12 protein-coding genes are annotated in these 26254 nt (G+C 36.4%); 4 read left to right on the top strand and 8 right to left on the bottom strand.

Annotated elements, in window-relative coordinates; genetic code table 11:
• The first annotated feature begins 1 nt into the window (after position 1).
• Together AVL50_RS07580 and AVL50_RS07585 are read left to right on the top strand one after the other, a co-directional pair.
• Complete coding sequence (locus tag AVL50_RS07580; protein WP_062615884.1) at positions 2–1639, top strand: RagB/SusD family nutrient uptake outer membrane protein; 1638 nt, start codon at positions 2–4, stop codon at positions 1637–1639.
• Between the two features lie 19 nt (positions 1640–1658).
• The gene (locus tag AVL50_RS07585) at positions 1659–3170 is read left to right on the top strand and encodes a carbohydrate binding domain-containing protein (protein WP_062615885.1); all 1512 of its coding nucleotides are present in this window, start codon (positions 1659–1661) and stop codon (positions 3168–3170) included.
• A gap of 185 nt (positions 3171–3355) precedes the next feature.
• Here the strand turns inward: AVL50_RS07585 and AVL50_RS07590 are convergent, their stop codons facing one another.
• The 6 genes from AVL50_RS07590 to AVL50_RS07615 form a co-directional block, all read right to left on the bottom strand.
• On the bottom strand, positions 3356–4036 hold the full coding sequence (locus AVL50_RS07590; RefSeq protein WP_253764263.1) for an alpha-ketoglutarate-dependent dioxygenase AlkB: 681 nt from the start codon (positions 4034–4036) through the stop codon (positions 3356–3358).
• Positions 4037–4087: 51 nt separating this feature from the next.
• The gene (locus tag AVL50_RS07595; protein WP_062615886.1) at positions 4088–5596 is read right to left on the bottom strand and encodes a cryptochrome/photolyase family protein; all 1509 of its coding nucleotides are present in this window, start codon (positions 5594–5596) and stop codon (positions 4088–4090) included.
• A gap of 9 nt (positions 5597–5605) precedes the next feature.
• A complete protein-coding gene (locus tag AVL50_RS07600; protein ID WP_062615887.1) occupies positions 5606–7078 on the bottom strand; it encodes a cryptochrome/deoxyribodipyrimidine photo-lyase family protein in 1473 nt (490 codons plus the stop codon).
• Between the two features lie 2 nt (positions 7079–7080).
• Positions 7081–7368 (bottom strand): TIGR03643 family protein, encoded by a 288-nt coding sequence (locus AVL50_RS07605; protein ID WP_062615888.1) that lies wholly within the window; start codon positions 7366–7368, stop codon positions 7081–7083.
• Between the two features lie 549 nt (positions 7369–7917).
• Positions 7918–10476 (bottom strand): leucine-rich repeat protein, encoded by a 2559-nt coding sequence (locus tag AVL50_RS07610; protein WP_172826788.1) that lies wholly within the window; start codon positions 10474–10476, stop codon positions 7918–7920.
• 235 nt (positions 10477–10711) lie between these two features.
• Positions 10712–11215 carry a hypothetical protein gene (locus tag AVL50_RS07615; RefSeq protein WP_062615890.1) on the bottom strand — a complete coding sequence of 168 codons (504 nt, stop codon included), beginning with the start codon at positions 11213–11215 and terminating at the stop codon, positions 10712–10714.
• A gap of 299 nt (positions 11216–11514) precedes the next feature.
• Between AVL50_RS07615 and AVL50_RS07620 the strand changes: the two genes are divergently transcribed.
• Positions 11515–13152, top strand: a complete 1638-nt coding sequence (locus AVL50_RS07620) for an acyl-CoA carboxylase subunit beta (protein WP_062615891.1) — start codon at positions 11515–11517, stop codon at positions 13150–13152.
• 122 nt (positions 13153–13274) lie between these two features.
• The gene (locus AVL50_RS07625; RefSeq protein WP_062615892.1) at positions 13275–14162 is read left to right on the top strand and encodes an alpha/beta hydrolase fold domain-containing protein; all 888 of its coding nucleotides are present in this window, start codon (positions 13275–13277) and stop codon (positions 14160–14162) included.
• Positions 14163–14669: 507 nt separating this feature from the next.
• Here AVL50_RS07625 and AVL50_RS07630 read toward each other — a convergent pair.
• Together AVL50_RS07630 and AVL50_RS07635 are read right to left on the bottom strand one after the other, a co-directional pair.
• Positions 14670–18734 (bottom strand): T9SS type A sorting domain-containing protein, encoded by a 4065-nt coding sequence (locus AVL50_RS07630; RefSeq protein WP_062615893.1) that lies wholly within the window; start codon positions 18732–18734, stop codon positions 14670–14672.
• Positions 18731–26200: a LamG domain-containing protein gene (locus tag AVL50_RS07635; RefSeq protein ID WP_062615894.1), complete on the bottom strand. Its 7470-nt coding sequence runs from the start codon at positions 26198–26200 to the stop codon at positions 18731–18733. The genes AVL50_RS07630 and AVL50_RS07635 overlap by 4 nt, the downstream gene beginning before the upstream one ends.
• Between the last annotated feature and the right edge of the window lie 54 nt (positions 26201–26254).

Genomic DNA, 26254 nt, shown 5'->3' on the forward strand with positions numbered 1-26254 from the left:
CATGAAATTATTATCTAAAATATTCGTTGGACTTGCTTTGTCAGCTTCCTTATCAAGCTGCACAGACTATTTCGATGTACAAAACGTCAATACAATCACAGAAGATTCGTTCTGGCAAGATGAATCGGATGCTTTCAAAGGTTTAATGGCAACATACAGTGGCTTACAAGGACATGGTGTTACTGGTGGTACTTCTGCTGTAAACACTCCCGTAAGATCTGATACTGGTAGACCTAACAACTGGAATGCAGGTGCTCAATCATTACAAAAGTTATCTTTCAATGATAACACAGCTGTAGTTAAAGATAAGTGGGCGGATTTATATACTGCTATTCTTCGTGCCAATCAGGTTATTGAAAAAGTACCTGGTATTGAAATGGACGAAGAAACAAAGGAACTTTACATTGCTGAAGCTCGATTCATCCGTGGTGTTTGTTATTACTGGTTATACTCTACTTATAACCATGGTCAAGTAATTTTGCACACTTCTGTTCCTGCCTCAAAAGAGGACTTCGCTAAGCCTGTTTCTGCTAAAGAAGATGTTTTAGCATTAATCTTAGAAGACTTGAAACATGCTCAAGGTATTCTTCCTGATAAGTGGGATGACAATAACCTTGGACGTGCAACTTGGGGTGCGGCAACTGGTTTCTTAGGACATGTTTATATCAATGAGCACGAATATGAGTTAGCAAGAGTTGAATACAAGCAGTTAATTGACAGAAGTGATTTGTACCAATTAACTCCAGAAATTTCTTGGAACTTTGATGCAGAGCACGAATTTAACTCAGAGTCAATTTTTGAAGTAGTATTCTCAGCTACTCAAAAGCCTGGTTCAGGTGCTGCTGGTAACCCTGATGGTCCTACTGGATCTGAAGGTACAACTAGAGCAAGAACTTTAGCTCCTGGTGGAGCAGGTGGATGGAGAGTTGTAATGCCATCTTACTGGATGACAATGCAATTGAAAGAAGATCCAATGGACCCTGCTGATGGTAGAAATGAAGGAAGAATTTATTCTTTAAGATGTGAAGCTTCTATTGCGTTAGGAGACGATGGTACAATGTTCTATCAACAAGAAGTAGATAAAGCAGGTTTCAATAACGGTGAGGCTTCTTATTTAAGAAAATTCCAAAATCACCAAAACGAAAATGATGGTTTAGGTGATGTTTATAGCTCTGGTATTAATGAAAGAATTATCCGTTTAGCTGACATCTATTTATTATACGCTGAATGTATCTTACAATTAAATGGTGATGGTGCTGTCAATGAAGCTGTAACCTTAATCAACTTAATCAGAGGTAGATCAGGTGTATTGCAGTTAGACCCTGTAGATTATACTGCTCAATCATTGATGGAGCACATTATGTGGGATGAGAGACCTAAAGAATTAATGTTTGAAGGTCACGATACTCGTTGGGTAGACTTGAGACGTTGGGGTAAAGTAAAAGAGCAATACGAACGTCTTTCTAAATTAGAATTTATTCTTGCTGAAAAAGTTCTAAGATATGCTGAAGCAGATGATGATGAAGCTTTAATCCTTCAAGAATATGGCGAAGGTGCAGCTGCTTATACTCCTCTTGCACATGATTACTTCCCTATTCCTGTGGACGAGGCACTTACTAATCCAAATATCGGTCAATAATTGAAAAAAGAATTAGGACATGAAAATTCTAAAAAATATATCTCTTGGAGTGATTGCTTTATTAGTTGCTCTCACATCCTGCCAAAAAGATGAGGTTGTCCCATATGGTGACTTCCAAGACGTTGCCATTTTTTCTCCTTATACTGGCAAAATTACAGTTGAGATTAATCAGCAAATTTCAATTGCTGATGGATCTAAAGGTTTTATAGATAGAAAATGGTCTGTTCCCTTCCCTTCTTACTTCTTAAATAATGACGACTCTGTATTAAATGAAGAGACTGCATTTGTGAAGTTTATGGAAGTAGGTGAAGTTCCATTAGTGATCGAATGGCAATTCCAAGATTCTTTAGGTACTACTACAAGAGATTCAACCTTTATGGTGACGGTATTAGATACGATCACAACAGATATTGCGGTAACAAACATTGAAGGTAATTACACTGAAGAAAATGGCAAGTATATCGTAGAAGCAGGTTCTATTGTAACAATGACGGATACAAGTTCTGGTAGCCCTGATACTTACCAATGGTTAATTGAAGGTCATGATGAAATTCTAGAAACTAAAACGGTTGAGGTACAGTACAAAAAACTTGGTTTATACTCTGTAGGTTTAGCTTCTTCTAGATTAGAGCCTTACGGCAAAGTGGATACTCTTATTCTAAGAGACTTCATCGAAGTAATTCCTTCAACATTACCAGTTGTACTGACAGGTGCAAAAGAAATTGACCAAGCAGGTGTTGTTCATTTACAGTTCTCTAGAGAAATGGATGTTATTGACGAAAGTGATATCTCTGCATTTACAGTAAAAGCAAATGGAACTGCTGTTGCAATTAAAACGGTACAGTTGAATAAGAACGATGCTAGTATTGTTGAGGTGATCTTAGAAGACGACTTGTACAATTCTCAAACTGCATCAGTATCTTATGATGCTAGTGTAGGTAGTGTTCAGTCTTCAGACTTTGTGAAGCTAGAGACTTTCACAGATCAAGAAGTAATTGTTTACCTTAACAACTTATTGACAGTGAACCCTGATTTTGAAGATGGTACTAAAAATCCATTTGCTGATCCTTGGAATCAAGCAGGTTTTGCCAATGTAACTGTAATTTCTGGTGATTCTCAATCAGGTACTAAACACCTTAACATCTTGATGGATGAAGGTACTAATGCTCAAATGGCTATGGAAAGTGGTTTCTTCTCATTAAATAAGGAAAAAACTTACGCATTTGAATTCTGGGTGAAAGTGAAGAGTAATCCTGGTGGAAATGCACTTCAATTTACTTGGAGAGTTCAGCCTAGTGATGGATGGGCAGATAACTACAAGTCATGGCAAGGTGCTTGCTGTACTGACCAATTGAAAGCTGAAAATGAAGGTACATGGCAAAAAATCCAAATCTTAACGGACAAAAAACCTCCTGCGGATTGGGATGCAGCTAAGCTTCACTTACAAATTGGCAGTGGTGCTGGCGGAAAAACGGAAATCGAATTCGATAACTTGAAATTCTACGAGTACGAAGTTCCTCCAACAGAATAGTGAAAATAAATTGATCTATTATATAAAACAGGGCATCCTTATTTGGGTGTCCTGTTTTCTTTTATCAAAATCATTCAACTTGAAATACCTGAATTTCCTATTTATAAATTGCCCCTATACTTAGTTGCAATTTCCCATTATTCTCAGGATACATCATAGTGAAAATAACCCTGCCAATAAATAAACTAAACTACGGTTCTAAATGTCAAATTAATCCTGGGCTTCGATACTTTTTTTGAAACAGGCAAAGCATGTACCCAATGTTTTTGAGTCTCTCCTTTCATTACTAAAAGAGATCCATGTTCTAGCAAAAGATTCACTTTTTCTTTTGTTTCTCTATGCTTAAAAGAAAATTTACGTTCTGCACCCAAAGATATAGATGCTATGGCTCCATCTTCTTTCATCTCTTTTTCATTATCGCTGTGATAACCCATTCCTTCACTCCCATTATGATATAAATTCAGTAAGCATGAGTTGTAAGTCTCACCGGTTTTTTCTTCTATTTTTTTAAGAAGACGGAGTTGTAAATCATCAAAAGGAAGGGCTGTTTTTTTGACTTTAGAATAAGTGTACTCATACGGTTCTAAGCCGTACCAAGCCATTTTCCGTTTGGTAAAAATCTCTTTTCCAAACATTTTTATAAGATCAGATTGCCAATCAATTTTTTCCTTCAACAACTGATAGAATGAGGTGGCCTCTGCATATGAAAATACTTTTCCATAATAATAAACCTCTCCTTCATAGGGTAATAAATTTTGCGCTTTATCGGCTGTTTGATCAAATAGTGAGAGCATAATTGTAGTCTGTTTTTTTAACAGTTGAACAATTTCAAAGGAAGAATTAAATACTAATTCTCTATTAAACATTAAATCAAACTCATGGTGAAAGATGAATTCAATGAAACTTCAGAATAGATATTAAAAACTCCTTTTATTATTGTCTGCTGTTTGTAGTTTATTAAGGAAGTTTTCCGCACTTTCTAAAAGTAATTCTTTTTTCTCTTTATTCATATTATCATAATTTCTCAAAAGCATATTAATACGGGGATTGTTCCCAATTTTATCCCTTTGCTTATTCATAAACCGCCAAAAGAGTCCATCCCAAACCTGTTGCCAATCTCCCTTCTTATAATCACTCATTTTCATCAGGTAATTACTGCTACTTATATACGGCTTTGTAGCCATTAGTCCTCCATCAGCAAACTGACTCATTCCATATACATTAGTGACCATCACCCAATCATAAGCATCAATAAACAATTCCATAAACCAACGGTAAACGCTATTGGGGTTAAACTCACAAAGTACCATAAAATTGCCTAATACCATTAAACGCTCAATATGATGACAATAACCGGTGCTAAGCACTTTTCTGATCGTAATATCAATGGGTAGAATACCGGTTGTTCCATTATAAAAGGAAGTAGGAATTTCCTTATGAAAGGAAAAGAAGTTGGAAGTGCGTTCCTGTCTTCCCTTCGCTTCATAAATACCTCTTATAAACTCTCTCCAACCAATAAGTTGACGGATTAACCCTTCTGCCGAATTCAACGGGATACTATTTGAAAAAGTGATATCTTTTATTCTCTCTATTACATAATCAGGCGTTAGTAAACCTGCATTAAGTAAAGGTGACAATAAGCTATGATGCAATACACTCTGGTGACTGACAATAGCATCCTCATAAGGGCCAAATTCAAAATACCTATCCCTCAAAAATTCTTCTAGCCATCGTTTTGCAGCTTCAAAATTTGTTGGATAAATAAAGTTGTCATTGCACTTACCATAATTGTCAGGAAAATATTCTTCTACATACGCCTTTGCCTCTGTAATAAAACTATCTTTCTTACAAAAACTCGTAAAAGGTGGTTGCTTTTTGGAAGGGTATTTTTTCCTGTTTTCATCGTCATACGACCACTTTCCTCCTATGGGTTTATCTTCATTATTTATCAACAAGCGATGTTGTACCCTCTGACGTTTGTAAAAATTAGCATGGTAAAACTTCTTATTGGTTGATTTAAAGAAAGAACGGTTGTCTTCTTTAGTATTCAAAAACATAGGTGTCTCTAATTCTATAGTTTGCAGTAGTTTTTTCTGTGCCGAAGAGTGAATTCTTCGACTCAACCAATCATCAACGGGATCTATATATATCAAAGTATCAGTACGTTCTACAAATACCTCTTCAATGACATGCCTAACATCTGATTTTTCTGCAGTGCAAGCTTTCCAATACATCACTTCATACCCTTTCTCTTCCAAATAATTAGCATATTGAAGCATAGAAGCCCTATGGAAAAGAAGTTTCTGTTTGTGAAATTTATATTGATAAAAAAACAAATACTCCTCTACCAACACATAAGTCATACAATCTGTGTTAAATAAAGGAGAATTTTCAAATAATTGATGTGGAAAAACTAATGCAAGCATTGAATTGTGTTAAACAGTTTTCGATTTTAAATTTCGCGTATGCAATAATAGAATCCGCTCTTTTTCTTGTCTGACTTCTGGCGATTTTTTAAAAGAGTAGATTTTGGTTCGTGCCTTCTTTCCACTTTCTTTTAAATCAACGATGGGATCAGGATAATTAAAATCCTTCAACCCTATAAAAGCTTTATCTAATGAGGTCATTTGCCAAGGTTCATGAATAAAACGTTCGGGTACTTCTCTCAATTCAGGCACCCATTGTTTGATAAATACACCCTTTGGATCATGGTCTTGTGATTGTTTTACAGGATTGTAAATTCTTACTGTATTGATCCCTGTGGTACCTGCCTGCATTTGAAACTGAGTGAAATGTATTCCTGGTTCATAATCTAAAAACAACTTCGCCAAATGGTACACACCATTTCTCCAATCTTGATCCAAATGATGACACAGAAAACTCACCAGCATAGCTCTCATTCTAAAATTAATCCATCCTGTGGTATGCAGACAACGCATGCAGGCATCAATCATTGGATATCCTGTCATACCTACTTTCCATGCTTCTAAAAAGCGGCTATTATTTTGATAAGTGAGATGCTCAAATGCTGTATTCAAACATTCATTTTCATAACTGCACTGCACTTCAAACTTCTGAATAAAATGACAATGCCATTTTAAACGTGTTAAAATACCGTTAAAAGCTCGTTTATGAAAAGCCCTATTAGGATGATTTTTGATGTGCTGATAAGCCTGTTTGATGGAAATATTGCCCCAAGCAAGATAAGGCGATAACCTCCCGCAACTTTTCCTGCTTTCCAACGGTTTGGAAATAAACTTACTGTAATCCTTCCCTCTCTCATCTGTAAAAGAGTGAAGGTACTTCCATGCGTACGTTTCGCCCGCAGGTTGAAAATGTTCGTTGTAACTTTTAATTACATTTCTGAAGGACGCTGGCAGTGGGAACAGATTGACTAGCTCAACCTCAGTTCGATCCGTGAATTGATTAATGATAATCGGTTCCTTCATGGTCAAAAACCAATCTTTGTCCCAGTTGTCTCTGTTGACGATTCCTCTTTTGATACCGTCTCTCTGTGACTCATTCCATCGAACACCTTGAGCATGAAATAAAACCTTCAAGGATTTATCTCTATCGTAGGTCACCTGAATACCACTTTCCTGGTAACTAAATACATTGACGATATCGAAAGCCTTCATCAAATATTGAAAAATAGCAACGGCCTCACCATACATTGTATTCACTTTTTTATTGAAGGGTGAAAGTCGATTATTCATGTCAGTAATCGAGTGAGCAATGAATTTTAGGTGTCTTGATGAAGTATCATTGTACGTTAAAATGTCTTTTTCATAGATATATAATATCAAATAAGGCAGTTGATCTTGTTCTGCTAAGTTTAGAGGCAGATGGTCTTGGGTTCTTAGATCCCTTTTTAACCATACAATGTTAATTCTTTGCTTTTTAGTCATAATTAATAGGCTTTTTTACTGATCTTGTTGTTACTGATTAAGCGTTGTCTACTACATTTAAATCTGCTTATCTCACTTGACCTCTTCATTATGTGTTTACTGCTCGCCTTTGTGTGAACTCTTCTTCTCCATCTTTTAAAACTCTTCTCTTTCAATTCAAGCCGCATTAGCTTCACAACATCTGATTCTGACAAACCAAACTGGACTTTTATGGCTGAGAAGGGTGTTCTATCTTCCCATGCCATCTCTATTACTCGGTCAATTTCCTCATCATTTAGTAGCAATTTCATAAGTAGTAAACAAAAGAGTTCAAATAATGTTTACTGTTGTTGTTATTATTTTTAGGTAAAATTGGCCATACACTTGATAACACTTTGCACTTAGCAATATCCTATTCTTTAACCCTATTATTCAATAAAGAAGTATTTAACTGACAAAGTAAACTCCCTCTTAGATTCCATCTTCTCTACTTTCTTGAATAGTTAGTTTTGCTCTCTCACCTTGTAGCTTTTGTGGTAAAGTTTGTAGAGAAATCAATTAATAAATTAGTTTCTAATAGTATATGCTAATTATCATATCTAAAGTGTAAAGTAGATAGACGTTACTTGTGATGACACATTGGCAAAATCTCCTAACTTCGAAAAGAATGAATATCATTTATGATAGGTTACGTTGTAGGGTTGTTTCATTACAACGTCCACTGAACCACAATACAAAGCACTTTTTTACGTTCAAAATTCAAATTACTATTTTCTATATACATACTCACTACTCCAATAGAAAAGGGTGAAAAGCATTCCAACTTTTCACCCTTTTATATTATTTTCTGTGATGAGAAACTATCTCTTAATCACAATTTTCCTTACAAATAGGTTTCCATTTAGGCTACCTCTCAAAATATAAACACCATCTGAATAAGTGCTCACATCAATTTCATTTGTATCAAGATATGTTTTAAGTAACAATCCATCCAGAGTGTAAAGCTGTACCTGTTTCACTTTTTGTGATAACGAAACAACATGATCAGCAGGATTTGGATAAGTTACAATTTCTACCTTCTGTAAATCATTGATCGACGAGATAACTTGATCTGTGAATTTTGCATATAAAGTCAAATCTCCTATACTTCCTGTAGGAATCTCTGTAATAGGGTTTGTATATTCCGCATCAGTGTACCACCCCACAAAAGTATAACCCTCTATTGAAGGGGTAGGAGCTTTTAATGTAATCGTTTCACTTTCTACCGTATAACCCGATGGATTACTATGAGTATCTGCTCCAACATAGTTGATAGTATAATCTCTAAGAGAATATTGATAATAAATTATCTTACCATTTAAGTCTTCTATGGTAATATCTTTCAATGATGGTATAGCATCTGTATATTCTTGATCATAAAACCAACCTATACCTTTGTAACCTTTTTCGCCGTTTTGAGCATTAAAGCTACTTCCACTTGAAAAATATACATTAAACCCTGTTAAATCTACATTGGAGAAATCTAATTCTGTTAACTCATTTCCAGAAAAAGTTCTATGATCTATAGTAGTAATTTCAGGGGGCAATATTATTTTACCACTAAAAGAGTTGGAAGAAAAAGCACTAGGGCCTATATAGCTTACTCCCTCGGGTAATACTAAGTTACCACTAAAAGAGTTGGAAGAAAAAGCACGAGTACCAATAGAGGTTAAACCTTCGGGTAATATTAATTCTCCACTAAAATTGTTACCATTAAAAGCTTTAAAGCTTATATCTTTTAACCCTTCGGGTAAGACTAAATCTCCACTAAAGGAATTGTAAGAAAAAGCATTATGGCCTATGGAGGTTACTCCCTCGGGTAAGACCAACTCTCCACTAAAAGAATTAAATGAAAAAGTATGAGAATCAACAGTGGTTAAACCTTCGGGTAAGACTAAATCTCCACTAAAGGAATTGTAAGAAAAAGCATTAGAGCCAATAGTTGTTAAACCTTCGGGTAAAACTAAATCTCCACTAAAGGAATTTCGATAAAAAGCATAACCTCCAATAGATATCAGCCCTTCGGGTAAGATTAATTCGCCACTAAAATTGTTACTTTTAAAAGCACCATCGCCTACGGAGGTTACTCCCTTGGGTAAGATTAATTCGCCACTAAAATTGTTATAATAAAAAGCATCATCACCTATAGAAGTTACTCCCTTGGGTAAGATTAATTCGCCACTAAAGTTGTTATCATAAAAAGCATCGTCACCTATAGAAGTTACTCCCTTGGGTAAGATTAATTCGCCACTAAAGGAATTTCTTGAAAAAGTAAACTCTTCAATTGATGTTACTCCTTCAGGTATTACTAAATCTCCACTAAAAGAATTTCGATAAAAAGCAAATCTTCCAATAGAGGATAGTCCTGAGGGTAAGACTAAGTCGCCACTAAAGGAATTGCCAGAAAAGACTCCATTACCAATAGTGGTTAAACCTTCTGGTAAGACTAACTCCCCTCTCAAGGAATTGTCACGAAAAGCATAATTTCCAATAGTGATTAAACCTTCTGGTAATATTAATTCTCCACTAAAGGAATTGCCAGAAAAGATACCATTACCAATAGTGGTTAAACTTTCAGGTAAGACTAAGTCGCCAATAAAAGAGTTATCTTCAAAGGCATAATCTCCAATAGTGGTTAAACCTTCTGGTAAGACTAAGATACCGTCAAAGGAATTTTCTCTAAAAGCATATCTTCCAATAGTGGTTAAACTTTCAGGTAAGACTAAGTCGCCAATAAAAGAGTTATCTTCAAAGGCATAATCTCCAATAGTGGTTAAACCTTCAGGTAAGACTAAGATACCGTCAAAGGAATTTTCTCTAAAAGCATAACCTCCAATAGTGGTTAAACCTTCTGGTAAGACTAAGTCGCCACTAAAGAAATTTCCTGAAAAAGTATACTCTTCAATTGATGTTACTCCTTCAGGTATTAGTAAATCTCCACTAAAGGAATTTCTTGAAAAAGCAGAACTTCCAATAGTGGTTAAACCTTCTGGTAATATTAATTTTCCACTAAAGGAATTGCCTGAAAAGACACCATTACCAATAGTGGTTAAACCTTCGGGTAAGACTAGCTCCCCCCTCAAGGAATTGCTACGAAATGCATAATCTCCAATAAAGGTTAACCCTTTTGGCAATACAACAGAAGTTAAACCTGTAAACATAGGGTTATAATAGTCATCAGCATCTGCAATACCAACCACAGTTACTCCATCCAGGACATCAGGGATAATAATATCACCTCCTTCGATGTAGGAACAAGATTGAATGATTCCATCTGCATCCACTACTACATCATCATCTGTGAGTGTGTATTGTGCAATGGATTGATTACTAATAAAGAACAAAAGGAATACTCCTATTAAAGAGAGTTTAGTTTGCATAAAAAAAATAATAGTTTGTATGATTAGCATATAATTAAACAAATGTAAATAAATTCTAGAAAAAGAAAAAAGGTGTTGTTCTCTATTGAATAATCATACCTCATTAATAACTGTCATCATCGAAATATTAAATAAACTAAGGCTTTATTTTGATATGCAAATCTTCTCTAAGGGCATTAAAAAAGCACAGCAACTCAATGGCTACTGTGCTTTCCTATCTATAAAAGAATACTTTTTAGTCTTCTGTTTCTTTAGGTGATTTCATGATAAAGAAATAGGCAATCAACCATGCGAAGATCAGAACAGAAAATACCATTGGTGAATATTCTACTTTTGGTGCTTCAATATCGTGACCTTGCGTTCTGTAAATGACACCTAAGGTCGACAGTAATAGACCATTGATCAATGTTGCAAGCCCTTTTGTCCATCCTTTAACTGATTCCAAAAGTTGCTGTTGTGCCTCTTTTGTTTGGAGCCATTTTGCTTTATTGGGAACCATAATCAGTTGTTGTGGTAAATGCAAAACACTAGCACCCAACCCTGCCAATACAATGTTTATGAAAAGCAAAATCCCCATTGAACTATAGAAAAAGTTGCTTTTAGACATCACCATAGCACTTTCTGTCTCTGTCGCACCCATTACCATCACTCCACTGTCTGGAAAATAGATGTAGGCCAATAAAGAATATCCTAAGAAAATAAAAAGGGAAAGTGCCCAAATAAATTTGATGTATTTCATTCTGAAAACTAACTAATGTTTGATGTTTCTGTTTAGTGGTGTAAAGATATAGTTTTTTTTAAATGAATAATTAACATTGAATAATGAAAAATTAAGTTTCAATAATAATTAACATTTTGTCATTTTTTGAAAGGAATAATATTGATGAAAATGAAATGAGTCTTCAATAAAAAATGAATTTCGTTGTTCACTTTTAATATTTAATTACTAACTTAATTTAAATACTCAGTCAGAATTACTTTTTACTTACAATCTACTTTTGACTTTGTATTTTTAACGATATAAACACACATATAATCATGAATTATTCTACTAACCAAAAATCAGCATCTCAAACTTCACTTCAATTTTTGACCCAAGCATTACTCAACAACAGAGAACGGGTTTTTCTCGGTGGAGGAGAGAAAAAAATTGCCAAACACAAAGGCAAAGGAAAAATGACGGCAAGAGAGAGAATTGACTTTCTGCTTGACGATGCCAAGGAAGCTATTGAAATAGGTGCTTTTGCTGGCGAAGATATGTACAAAGAACATGGTGGATGTCCCTCTGGAGGAGTTGTTGTAAAAGTGGGAAAAGTATCCGGAAGAAACTGTGTTATCGTTGCAAATGATGCCACGGTAAAAGCGGGTGCTTGGTTTCCGATCACTGGAAAAAAGAATCTAAGAGCCCAGGAGATCTCTATCGAAAATAAAATTCCTATTATATATTTAGTGGATAGTGCTGGCGTATATTTACCGATGCAGGATGAAATTTTCCCTGATAAAGAACACTTTGGAAGGATATTCCGTAACAACGCTGTCATGTCAGCAGAAGGAATACCACAAATCGCTGCTATTATGGGAAGCTGTGTTGCTGGCGGTGCTTACCTTCCTATTATGTCTGATGAATCTTTGATTGTTGACGGTACAGGAAGTGTATTTCTAGCTGGTTCCTATTTAGTTAAATCTGCTATTGGTGAAAGTGTGGATAACGAAACACTGGGCGGTGCTACAACGCATTGTGAAATCTCTGGTGTGACGGATTATAAATGTGAAAATGATGAAGCGTGTCTCGACAAGATCAAAAGTCTAGTGGATAAAATGGGAAATGCTGATGAGGCAGGCTTTAATAGAACTGAAAGTATTCCGCCTAAAAAAGAGATGGAAAGCATTTATGATGTATTTCCTGAAGACAGAGCGAAACCTTATGACATGTTGGAAGTTATTTCAAGAATTGTTGATAATTCTGAATTTGAGCAATACAAAGAAGGTTATGGTCAAAGTATTCTTTGCGGTTACGCTCGAATTGACGGTTGGTCTGTAGGTATTGTTGCCAATCAACGCACGATAGTAAAGTCAAAACAAGGTGAGATGCAGATGGGCGGAGTGATTTACTCGGACTCGGCTGATAAAGCTGCACGTTTTATCATGAACTGCAATCAAAAGAAAATCCCTTTGTTTTTTATTCATGATGTGACAGGCTTTATGGTGGGAAGCAGATCTGAACATAATGGAATCATTAAAGATGGTGCAAAAATGGTAAATGCCATGGCCAATAGTGTGGTTCCGAAATTCACGTTAGTGATTGGTAATTCTTATGGTGCTGGAAATTATGCGATGTGTGGAAAAGCCTATGACCCGCGTTTAATGCTTGCTTGGCCTACTTCACAATTGGCAGTAATGAGTGGCAAATCTGCTGCAACTACTTTGCTTCAAATCAAAGTTTCTACGATGAAAGCTCAAGGTAAAACGATTGACAAGGAAGAAGAGAAGGCAATGTTTGATGAAATCAAAGCCAAATACGATAGTCAACTCTCTCCTTATTATGCAGCGGCAAGGTTATGGATTGACGAGATCATTCAGCCTGAAGAAACACGCAGTTATATTTCCAAGGGTATAGAAATGGCGAATCAAAACCCAATTGACAAACGTTTTAATGTAGGTGTCATTCAGACTTAAAATTCACTGAGAAGTATTTCATCTATTTATTAAACTAAAAAACAGTCTTATGGTTAAATAGAGTATGTTTGAAACATTCCTTAATATCATAAGACTGTTTCCATTTATTAAACTACTCAAAAGTGAAACATAGCTTATCATACTATATCGTCAAATTAGTACTTCAGCTTAAAGGAATAAAAAAGGATTTCAGTAAAGATCCTATTGACTATCAGAAAATAAGAAAGGAGGATATATACCATCCCAAAGGACGATTTTTCAAACAAAAAGGGATTAGCAATTTTCAGCTACTCCATTCAAAAATCACAGAAGTTCAGCTTAATGAAAATAGCGAATCTGTCGTACTTTTCCTTCATGGCGGTGCCTTTATTTCTGGGCCTGCAGCACATCATTGGGATGCCGTAAAATCAATTGTAAAGAAAACCAGTTCAACAGTGTGGTTTTGTAATTACCCTAAGGCTCCTGAACATAAGATTGTTTCAATCTCTGAGAATATTGATCATGTTTATGAAGAACTTGTCAATCGTTACCCCAACAAAAAAATTATCCTATTGGGTGATTCTGCTGGTGGAACATTGGCCACAGCACTCACACAAAGGTTAGTCCTTAAAAATAAAAAATTACCTGTAAAAGTGATTCTACTTTCCCCAGTTATGGATGCTTCTATGAGTAATAATGAGATTGAGAAAGTAGAATTGAAAGATCCTATGCTATCTAAAATTGGTGTGCGAAGTGCTAAAAAATTATGTGCTGATGAGAATTTGGATGATCCTGAAATTTCTCCTCTAAATGGTAGTTTTGATGGTTTCCCCTCTTGCTTATTTTTAATGGCTGAAAATGATGTCACTTACCCCGATCAAGTTTTGACTGTTGAAAAAATGAAATCTTCTGGTATCGATTTGGAAGTGATTAATGGTGAAGACATGCCTCATATTTGGGCTTTTCTTCCTGTAATGGAGGAAGGAAAAAGAGCTTTTGAAGTCATCATTTCTCACATTAAAATGGTTTAAAAAAAATATAACCCCAAAACCGAGGCTTTGGGGCTATATTTATTATTCAGTACTGAGACAAAATAGCGTGCACTACGAATGAAGTCATGGGCTGGTGATACCAACTTCAACAATACTAAAGTGATGTTTTCTCTTGTAACCTTCAAGACTTCAGACTTGATTAAGTTTTGGTAACACACCTGCCCATAGTTTTAAATATGGTGCATGAAACCTCTTTTTTTGCCCTTATACTTTATGTATTACTGGTACACTATACACCGTACAGTGTGTACGGTGTATAGTGTACAAGCTGTACGGTGAATAGCGTACTTTGGGTACAGTGGGTAGTGTACGAGACATCCCCTTTCTTAATCAAGAATGAAAAAAATGGTTCTTGATGTGGTTCGTGTGGACGTTGCAATGCAACATCCCTACAACGGAATCCTTCATAAAGGATTTTCTACCAAAAATTAAAAGTAGGCTGTAGAGACAAACTGTATTACAACATCCACTGAACCACCATAAAAACTACTTTATGATAAACTTCTTGTATTTAGCACCTGTTTTTTCGCCTATGATGTTGACTACATAGACTCCTGTACCTAGGTTGTAATCTGATAGATCAACTTCTATCTCATTTGAACCTTGGTATACCGTTTCATTGAATTCTAAATACTTCACTCCTGAGATACTAGAGATACTGATTGTAACTACATCATCTTCTAAAACATCTAACTGAAGTGCAAAATCCGTTTCAACAGGGTTAGGATATAAGCTGATGCTTTCATCTAACAATTGCTTATCGTTTTCATTCAAGCTAAAGAGCATTGGGTTACTCATCGAACCTTCTCTTTGGTTGGTTTGATAAGTAAAGTTCTCCACAGTTCCAATTAAGGAATTGGTACTTGACTGATAGTATTTCACCACCAATTCTTCTTCAGTACCTCCACCATAAAAAAGCCCTGTGAAATACCACTCTTGGCTTAATTCATCAAACACAGCATCTATTACACCAAATAGTTCTTCATCTTGTCCGCTGATGATCAATTGATCCCCTTCAGTTACCGATAAGTCTTTTAATTTAGCAATCAATGATGCAGAGTGTTCAAACTGAGAAGGCTCCACTGACCATTTTTCGACTGACCTTGTATTACTTCCGTTTTCATACAAGTTGTCCTTTTCAGGCCATAACTCTTGAACGTCAGTACCGAATGTCATGATAGAGTTGGCATCCAATTGTACCTGATAAGCTTTGAAAGGTTGCATCAATGCAAGTTGACCTGACCAAACTCCACCTTCAAAAGTAGCGAACTGATTTTGTGTTTTCAATACACCTTCCGTTGGTATATCTCCAATAAAACCAAGCACTTCGTTGATATTTTGCTCATCTTGGATTGGGGAACCGATCAAATACCATCCTGAAGGATCATTGAGCAAGAAGTTTCTTGTAATATCACCTGACTGATATTTACCAGAGAAACGGATGCTTCCTTCATTCTGTACATAAACCCAGTACCCTTGACCGCCTTCCAATGAATCTAAAGTTGAGGCTGACCAACCTTCCACATCAAACTGTGTGAAGTTGTTTTTGTCTTTCACCTGATCACCTGCCGTTAATGGATAACCTTGGAAGATTTTGCTTATGCTAGCATCTTCAGGTTGAGCATTTAAGGAGATCATATTCCAGCCTGATGCTAAGTGAATATACCTTGCTCTTCCTTCCGACTTGTCTACTCTCAATGTATCCGGCAAGCCAGTACGTCCGTACAATGTATCCGATTGGAAAGTCACTTCACCAATGGTGTTGTAAGCATCATATTCGTATCCATTAGAAGCATCCAATACTCTAAAATCAACGGATTTACCTCTGTCTTCTGCATTACCAAAGACTGTAAGGTAAAGCCTTTCGCTATCGATATCTTTCAGCTTTGTCATTTGAGCCAAACCGCGGATTTCATTATCAATCACTGCAGCAACAATATCATTAGTATCAGCACTTAGGAGCATTTCTGATTGTGCATCTTCAGCAAAACCAACCACACTAATCATTTCCATTGATGACTCATAATCACTTGGTTTGAATGACCAGTTGGATAATTCACTGTTCAAATGCACCGTCAAGTAAAGAACTGCAGGAGCAAAACCTTCCACTTGAGCATATACTGTATCACGATAAGTCCCTGCCTCTTTTTGGAAGGAATCGAAATTCAAGTACATATCACGTGCTCCATTTCTGAACTGCTGTTGTGCATTATTCTCTAACAGAATATTATTTTGGTTCGATAAAGAAATCCAACTTGTATCATATCCTGATAAGGTGAAATACTCAATCTGCTCAAAGTTGGACTTTAACGTCACTTCTACTTGATGTGTCGCATCCATATCCATAAAGAACTCAATCTCATTGCTAGAGAAATACACTGGTGAATAATTCACTTTAAACTCCCATGTGAATTGCTCTAGATTTTCATTCCCTTGGAAATCAATCAACGCAGCAGAATCAATCGTCACGGTTAGCACTTGATCATTTAGAACATCAAGTAATGAATCTGTAATCACGAACTCTAAACCGCTTCCTGAACAAATCATCTCAAAATCGATTGGATTTAAAGCTGTATCTGTAATAGTGATCAATGAAGAATCCATCAGGTGACAATCCAAGTCTTTGTTGAAATCAATACTGATTGCATCCCCGATGGATAGGATTCCATCACTTGGCTGTGCAGACCCTACCAATTGAATTGTAGAGCGATCAATTGTACCACTGATAATGTTGTATTCTGAATTTCCGTATTCACCACATTCAGCAGTTACTTTGATTTCATAATTACCATCAATGATGCTTTCGTCCTCATGAATATTCCAAACAAATGGATAAGTAGGCTCAGGGTAAGTCAGCTTCATCAATTCATAGTAATTACTTAAGCTATCCACATCAACAGACTCTATTTCTGTCCAAGCTTCAGTTCCTTCCCTTCTGTATTCCAGTGTCAGACCTTCGGTGTAATGATACAAACCGTCCACTTCATAATCTGTTACTTTGATCATCAATAGTTCATTACCATTTTCATCGTAATTCACTACAAAATCACTTTCAGGAACGTAAATCGAAACAGGTGAACAAGGCTTGTTGAAATACACTTCATATTCAAGCGTATCGGCTTCATATGTGCCTTCTCCACATTCAGGTTTCACTACAAATTTCAGATCAGCAAAATCATAGTAAGGATCAACTCTTTCCACAAGGATAGTTCCATAATAAGCCTCACCAGCATCCAAACCGATAGGGTTCTTTTCATAAGTCAAGCTCGCATGATTTTTATTTTCACCGGCAATTGGCTCAATCGTAAAATAACGTCTATCCGTTGTGATATAGCTTCCGTTTCCTACAGAGAAGTGGAGTACCGCTGCTTTATTAGGTTCTACATCATAGATCACATTACTAGCTACAGAAGTATCACTTGATGCGTATCCGGCAGTGAAATCATCACGTTTAGCTGTACCTACTACATAAGGACAAGCAGTTCTACCACCCAATAAATCGAAATAAGGTGTATGGCCTTGGTTCGTGCCTTTCACAACCATTACAGAATAAAGGTCACCATTATCATCATCATCTAGAACATAACCCACTCTGTAGGCACTGTCGAGCGTTACACTTTCTTTTTCAGTTAAAGTGATTTGATCATAATGCGTCTCTCTATCTTCTTCGATTACACGCGTACGTGTTTCCATTTCAATACCTGTTTTGATACCTAAATCGAAGTTTTTCGCCCATTTAATACCTGCAGGAGTAACTTCAGTACCCAACGCAATAGTTGTTGTTTTGGCTCTGAATTGTAATCCGATCTTGTAAGAAAGGTCTGCGGCATATTTAGTTTTGATAAAGAATTCACTCTTTCTTGAACCATATTCCATCTCTTTTGTTCTCCATTTCTGAGTAAACGTATTCTGTGTACCCCATTTAGAAACAATTTGATTGGTGTTGGCTCCAGCACCGCCAGTGAAAGTCTTATTATCGATTCCTGCACCCTGGTATTGTTCTTTAAACACCTCCATTAAGGCCTCAATATTATCTTGAATTTCATCTACTACCACTGCATCCGTAATAATGTCGTCTTTTAATGAAACATTTGCACTTTCGTAGTTATAATTCTGAGAATCCTTACCTGGATGTTTATCAATGATCTCACCTTGGTAATCATCATCCAACTTTGCTTCACTAAATACATCTGACAATAATGTATATTCGAACGCCTGCTGTTGTTCAATGGCAACATTATTAATGTAATTTTCATACTGCTCAGTCAGAAGATCTGTCCAACCATATTCTGCGTCAAGGTCTTCATTGTATGGTGTGTACACATTTAATGTATCATCATCCGTCCAATTACCCCAATGTGCTTCACAGAAAGTAGTCAACTCATCAAACCCTTGGTCTTCTACCAAATTATCTTGCAACAACTCTTTACAGATTGCATACATAGGAATGGCATCACGGTTGACGTAAATGTCAATTGCTTCCCAGTTATCACGTGTTACCTCAAAGATTTCTCTATCTTCATCACTTAAGATTACATTCGGATTATTCAACAGTGAATCATATTCATATACCGTTTGTCGAATATGATCAATAGTATATGACCATTGTGTCGTAATATTTCACCATTGTCGGTAGTATCTACAGAAACTAAGATATCTCTACCCGCAGCAGCGGCTGTACCAGTCACTAAAACTGGATAACCTATTGCAGTCAGGAACTCTCCATCTTTACTGTAATACTCCACAAACATTCCTTGGATATAAGGTACTGCAGGATTGATATTCTCTGCCGTAAAAGTGTAATTGAATAAACCATCAGGGCCTGCCTGTAATTCAATATTTGCTTTCTCCGCATTTGCAGCTGCATTTCTTACAACCACTGTACCGTAATCCAGCACACAAGTGTTTGTATTAATCTGTTCCTCAATTTGGAAATTGAACTCATAGTCATTTCCTTGAACAAAGACATTCAACCAATCTGGAATTTGGTCAGGTGTTGTGTTTGTTAAATTGAATTCTTCAATAACATCCTCAAAACCTGTTACCTGAAGTGTTAAAATCTCAGGGATAACGTGATATTCAAAGTACTTGATACTATCTTCTTCACCCACATATTCTCTTTCTCCACTTAAGATGGACTCATGAATTCCCTTTACATCAATTTGCTGCGGTCTAGTCGCAAAATAATCCACCACAGACTGAGATATCGGATCTAAAGGTTCAGCTCCAGAAACTCTCAATGAGTATTCGCCCACAGGCAAACTCAGTTCAAGTAAACCGTTGAGATTCGTGTTGTATTTTTCATACATACAACCTTCCTTCGATTCTACCAATACTTCAAAATTATAAGCGCCTAAGCTTCCATGACAGCCATTCACTACATTTACAGCAAAATCATACGTTGTGCTATCTACATAAGAGAACTCTGCTTTGTCCATGAACAATGCTGCAATCAAAGTGTCTGGCTCCACATTGAAAGAGTAATATCCTTCAGTGCCGTTTTCTAAGTCTTGATCTGATATATCAATGACATAATACTCTAAACCTTCCATCGCTAGAGGAACAAAAGAATAGAAACCTGTTCCGTCAGTGATGGATTGTTCAGAAGCTTTCACATCATTGCCCAATACGTCTTTATAATGTAAAGTAACTGTTGCTCCTTCCACTGGACAACCTGTGATTGCTTTTGTCACCATACCATTGATGGACTTACCGTCTAAATCATAAATGGTTGCAGCTGAATGAACACCTGATTCGGTAATTGTAAACGATTGTGGTGTATTGATTAATCGATGATCATTGTATGAAGCGGTGATTGTATACTCTACAGAATCGTCTTCATTGAAATAAATCTGATTGAAATCGTAACCACCTACATTATTTGTTTCAGTGACATAGCTGTAAGTGATGTTGTTGTCATCTGTATGTGTCAACTTGATTTCAGCACCTTCCACCGGTAAATTACCATTTGCTGTAGCCACCAAACCTGTAACACTATTAAGTGCATAAGCATAAGCGCTTGCTACGGCTTTTGCGCCGTTTGGCACTGAGTTTTTGTATGGAATTACTTCATATAAGTTCAGCGTATTGATTTCAGCCTCACTGTCATAAAACTCATAAGAAGTACCGTTCGTTAGGCCAATATATTCACCATTACGGAAGATTCTAACTTCATCTAAGTCTTTATCAGCATTAAACTGCCATGATAATTTCACTACAGAATAGTTGGTCTCTGCCTCTAAACTAGTGATCATATCCACATCACTATTACAACTTCCAAAACTTAAGTTGACTGTACGGTTTGCTGTTGAATTGGTGACTACACTTCCATCGATATACCTGAAAGGAGCGACTTTTACAGATCTTGTAAGTCCACAAGAACTTCCATCATTGTCAATGTAATAGAAATCTCTTTCCCATGATTCCAGCGTATCTACAGCCGCATTGTTGACATATACTATGAAACCATTGATGTATTCCCAATCATAAGTCCACTTTGCACCCAAATGATGCTTGCTATTTCCTGAAGAGGAAATTGTTCCTAGGGTTGGGAAGTTAGGATAAGCGGCTAGTGTTTTTTCAACCTCATCTGAATAGTACATTGATTGTGCTTCTTCACGGAAATCATGCACCTTTACTTGATAAGTGTAACTAAATCCTGGCTTACCATCTGTATCTGTATATGAAGTGACATTTGGCGCTAATTCCGTTAAATATTCGCCATCACGATATAGTACAAATCCATCGATATAATCATAATCATAAGACCAATCTATCTTTGCTACATTATTATCTGAAGCTACTTGTAGATTTCTTATTGATGCTAACTGAGGGAAAGTGGCTGTGTCTGTTACTGTTGATGAATAATATTTATCAAAAGCATCTTCACGATAGGCATAAATGGTATACTCATGCCATGTTTCAGGAATACCGGAGGTATCGGTAAAAGTCATTACTTCCGACTCCAATTGCGCTAATAATTTACCATTTCTCTCAATTTTATACCCATCAATATGACCAGCAGGATACATCCAGCTAAGGTTCACTACATTCTGATCTGTAGTAGTTGCCGTAAAGTTTTGAACTACCTGTAGATTAGGGTAAGTAGTGGTTACTGTTGCCTCTTGTGAGAATGAATTGGATGTTTTATTGTATCCAATTAACTTATACACATAATTAATACCCGGAACTGCTGTTGAATCCACAAATCGATTGGCTTCTTCTGAAGAAATAGCGGCAATGATATCTCCCGAACGGTAAAGATGGAATTCATCTGCAATACCAGTATACGTCCAACTCAAACGTACTTCATTGGAATCTTGAACAGCAGTAGCATAGAAACTGCTAATATTACAAATACCTGGGTAAATCACGGAATGATCATACAATAATGTATCTCCATAATAATCCTGTCCATTTGGAATCTCAGTATAAGATTGAATTCCATAGGTATAAGATTCCCCAGGTAAACCTGTTTTATCCAAGAACTCAAGGGGTTGCCCTTCTAAAAGTTCTATTTTCTCAATTGCATTAAAATCTCTGAACAAGATAAAACCGGTGTAATTTTCAGTGGTTGTAATCCAGTCAATTTTGACTGCATTTTCCTCCTCCACAGCATTTACACTTAGTGCTACTACTTCTGCAGGAATAGAGTGATCTATTTTTTCTGCAGGATAGCTAATTGTGTTTTGATATTGTGCTTGTAGATGATAAAGTGCAGTGGATAATTCATTGACATCATAGGTGCCTCCAGCGATTTCATAATTGTCTTTTTCAAGTACAACAACAATTGAATCTACTTCAGATTTACCTGAAATACTTCCATCATTGAAGTCTTCGAAAATGAAATAACCTTTTTGATCCGAAGCAGTATTCTTACGTTGTATTACTTCTCCATTTACATAAAGTAATGCCATCACATCTACACCCATCACAGGAGCTATTCCATCCACGTCTACAATTGTCCCTTCCATTAAGAAATTTCCAGCACTAGAACCAACAGCCGCATAGTTCTTCGACTTTTGGATTTCGCCAGTGTTTGGGTCTTCGTACACAGCACATAGTTCGTAAATGTAGGAAGCCCCTGCCTCAATTTGATCATCCAAGTAATTTCTATATTGCGTAGGAAGTGTATCTAACACTGCCCCGTCTCTATAAATTACAAATCGGGCCAAGTGATCCACACGGTGATTCCAAGTAAGCTCAATCATTTCCTCAAGGTTAGTAGTTGCTGTAAAGCCTGTAGGGTCAACATAAGTCGTTGAAGTACCTGAAAGAGATAATTGACCAGACGTTTTAGAAATATCAACTGGTAATTTTTCTGATGCGAAGGTGATAATGTACTGTAGCTTAGTAACATTACTTCCTATTCCTGTCAGACCATCTTTGAATTGGTAATCAAAATTACCCGTATACCAATTGGCCACCACTACAGTGTCACGACTGCTATTAGAAATTTCAATTCTTGACAGTTGAGCCGCTTCATTTACCCCTAAATTGTTTTGATGAGCAAATCCCCAATTGACATTCACAACATTGTTATTCCCTGTAGTAGGATCAAACGCGGCTGAAATCATTAAATCAGCTGAAGAATAATTAATACCAACATTGCTTAATGGGATGGTATTGAACGCTGAGACCACTGGATCCTCTGAAAGTGATGTGTTTCTATAGGCTCTAATGTGGTAATTGTACGTTTCACCAAACACCAATGTATTGTCCGTGTATGCCAAAGCATCATAGACCGCTTCTTTTTTGACATCTGATACTAAAACAGTGTCATCAGCAGCAGAAACACGATAGATATGATAGCCATCAAAGTTATAATTTGATAACGATAAGTCAATTTCGTCTTCTTGATGCTTCCATACTAAATCAAAACCTTTATCTAAATTGGCCTTACTTTTTGTGAAGTCAAACTCAGGAACAGGCAATGCTGGTGTTACAAAATCAACAAACTCTAGTCTCGTAGATTTTTCCTCTGAATACTCACTTGCGGTATATAAATAGTAAGTTGCCTTTTCTTCAGGTAAGAAATCACTCCAGATCATGGAACGGTCTCTTCTTTCAAGGCGTGCCATTTCCTCTTCTTCAGTTGATCCTTCTACAACTCTTGTTATTAGGAAGTGATTGAAATCGTAACTTGAAATACCTAGGTTGAATTTCACTTCACCTTTGTTATTTGTAGTCACAGAAAATGAAGTAGGCTTTGGAAGTGATTTTGTACTGACATCTGTAATAACAGTTTCATTGTAATTCACTTCATCATGTGTGAATGTACCTGTGATCAACTTGTAATCATATGTAGTATTGGGAGCTACTTTTTCATCAAAGTACCTCAAACGTACTGGATAATCACTATCATTTGAGCCATCCATATAATAGTTGCTCCATTCGCTGATCAATTCCAATAATTCCCATTCTTCCTCTGTTTGTTCAGGCAATTTTCTTAAGATATAGAAGACTACTTGATCATTTGGAATCATATCAGGAATAAGGTTGAAGTATATTTCCACTACTGTGGCACTTTCATTTACACCCAACGACAAAGGATCATAAACTACTGGCAAATCTGCTACAGCATTGAACTCCTCATCCACTAAAACCAATGCCTCATTAATACTTGGTGTATCTAAAGAAACATAGAATTCATTGTCCAATAATTCATAATCATAATCTGCTACTTTAATAGAATACGTCAACCCTGTTGAACCAAAATAAAGGTCGTCAAATGTAAAACCACCTTCAAAATCTGTTGTTGTTGTATCTGAATAAACAACATCATCCAAAATAGCAGAGGCAATGATTCTGGTGTTTTCTAAGGCCCAAGGTCTTAATGTATCCGCAACATCTACATTACGTCTTCTTCTCCCTCTTCGAATCGTTTCTGCTAGATCAGAAACCAAATGACCACTGATCGAACCAATTCTTGGTACATCAAGCAATACCTCATCATAGCCATAAATTTCACCGTTTTTGATACCTGCTATTTTATAAGTTTCAGGATCACCATGAATTGGATAAGCATATTCATAAGTATCAATGTTTGAACTTAAAAGAGTTACTTGAGATCCATTGTAATAAATAGCCAGCGTATCTATTACCAAGGTATCATTGTCACTGCTCGTTAAGTTTGTCCAGCTTAATGTAACTGCTCCATCTTTGTACTTACCTGTGATGTCCATATCAAATAAAGCACCATTCGTCTCAGCCAATTCATATATCTCATCATGACGAGCATTGTATCTTTTTACAGTATAAGTATTTTCTTCGCCCATCACTAGACCTTCACTTTGGAAATCCTCATACGATTTGCTTCGAGTTCTAGCAATCTCAGAGCTGTTCCTGTATACAATATATTGGTCCGTCACATCACTAGAGTCAGCCCATGACAATGTCACTTTTCCTGGATCATTTGTGGTAGCTACAAGGTCTCCCTCATATAAAGTATTTGTGGACCCTGATGTTCTCAATGTCACACAGACAGGCTCACTAGAACCATATTCTGTAATTTGCAAACGGTAATTTCTGCTTACATCTGGACCTAAGAAATCAATTACAGAACCAACAAATAGTCTGTTTTTATCTGTCTCATTATCAAAAGCGGTCCAGTTGCCATAATTTACCCCTGCCACATAACTTGGATTATCCGTCACTTCATTCACCAATGACAATGCATTTCCGCTGTCATAGTTTTTAGCTGAATATAAAGCCACAAGCCCCGTTGTAGATCCCAAAACAGGATAGTAATAATTGTACTTTACTTCTAAGCTGTTTCTTGTATGATCCCACAGTCTGATGTCGGCAATTGCTCCATTGAGTTGCTCACCATTTCCATTACCTGCAATTTTAGTGAATTCCCAAGGCATAATTCCAGTCACAGTATTGATAAGTTCACCATCAATATACAATTTAAATACCTGCTCACCAGAGGCTGGTTCTGCCGTCAATGAAACGTGAGTCCAAGTATTTTGCTCAATAACTCCACCTAATTCTTGTTCACCATCTTCAGTCTTTAAGTAAAAGGTATTATTGCTGATATAAAACTGTTGTTGTTCAGCATTATCCGTTAAGATTAAATGTTTATTTTGGCTCAACTCTTCAATCTTAATCCAAGCTTCAAAACTGTACTCGTAAGACCTGAAACCTGTCGATAAATTGGCAATTGGATCTATTGAAATATAAGATTCCTCTTTCTCGAACATCAATTGATATTCCCCATTCAGTTTTGTTGAATTGATAAACGAAGAAGGATCAGTAATGTGTGTTACAAATATTTCTTCTTCTGTATCATCATCCAATATTCTGAAATAAACAGATTCATCAAAGTCTCCAATCAAACAGTTGGCATCAATTTCCCATTCCACCAGAACCATATCATCTGATGCTTTATTGGAAGCTGTGAGACCAAAAGCCATCACAGAACCATAATCTGCCATGTATTCTGATTCATGATAAGAAGTTACAGGAGCATTTTGATCATAGCCAAAAGCTCTTAGAATATATAAATACTCTTTACCGCTTTCCACATCATAATCTGTATACGTGAAACCTGGTGCATCGATAGCCACTGTTGCAATATGCACCATGTTATCAGTAAGGTTTGTGGCAATTGTGCTGTCTGAAATTTCAAGCACATTTTCTGCTTCTGCACGATAAATCCATATACTGTCATAGTATTTTGATTCAATCGCATCTGCATTATAAGACCATGTCACCTCTAAACCAGAGTAAAGAGAGAAGTCTTTGGCGTCCACTTTGTCTAAAATGTGGTGCTTTTCTGAGATACCTCCATTGGAGATCTCACCGTCATTTATTTCGATGGTAGCACTACTGAAATAAAATAGTGTGCTATTCGAACAGGCCGGGTCAAAATTGACAATAGGCGCCTGTTCAAAGTCATTCCGATTGGTACAGCCATCATTTATGCTTTGTGCCATCAGTTCCGCCTGACTGAACAAAGTAAATGTAAAGGCAATAGCAATCCAGGACTTTAATTTATAATAAAAGCCTTTCATGAGTAATGTTATAAAAAGAGAGTTTTAAATTAATTGGTAATTAGCTTATGTATA

Origin of the sequence: Flammeovirga sp. SJP92, from assembly GCF_001583495.1 — a bacterium.
Lineage (GTDB): Bacteria > Bacteroidota > Bacteroidia > Cytophagales > Flammeovirgaceae > Flammeovirga.

Excerpts from the sequence above, each read along its gene's own strand:
- AVL50_RS07580 (WP_062615884.1), top strand. The coding sequence starts at position 2 with ATGAAATTATTATCTAAAATATTCGTTGGACTTGCTTTGTCAGCTTCC.
- AVL50_RS07585 (WP_062615885.1), top strand. The coding sequence starts at position 1,659 with ATGAAAATTCTAAAAAATATATCTCTTGGAGTGATTGCTTTATTAGTT.
- AVL50_RS07590 (WP_253764263.1), bottom strand. The coding sequence starts at position 4,036 with ATGTTTAATAGAGAATTAGTATTTAATTCTTCCTTTGAAATTGTTCAA.
- AVL50_RS07595 (WP_062615886.1), bottom strand. The coding sequence starts at position 5,596 with ATGCTTGCATTAGTTTTTCCACATCAATTATTTGAAAATTCTCCTTTA.
- AVL50_RS07600 (WP_062615887.1), bottom strand. The coding sequence starts at position 7,078 with ATGACTAAAAAGCAAAGAATTAACATTGTATGGTTAAAAAGGGATCTA.
- AVL50_RS07605 (WP_062615888.1), bottom strand. The coding sequence starts at position 7,368 with ATGAAATTGCTACTAAATGATGAGGAAATTGACCGAGTAATAGAGATG.
- AVL50_RS07610 (WP_172826788.1), bottom strand. The coding sequence starts at position 10,476 with ATGCAAACTAAACTCTCTTTAATAGGAGTATTCCTTTTGTTCTTTATT.
- AVL50_RS07615 (WP_062615890.1), bottom strand. The coding sequence starts at position 11,215 with ATGAAATACATCAAATTTATTTGGGCACTTTCCCTTTTTATTTTCTTA.
- AVL50_RS07620 (WP_062615891.1), top strand. The coding sequence starts at position 11,515 with ATGAATTATTCTACTAACCAAAAATCAGCATCTCAAACTTCACTTCAA.
- AVL50_RS07635 (WP_062615894.1), bottom strand. The coding sequence starts at position 26,200 with ATGAAAGGCTTTTATTATAAATTAAAGTCCTGGATTGCTATTGCCTTT.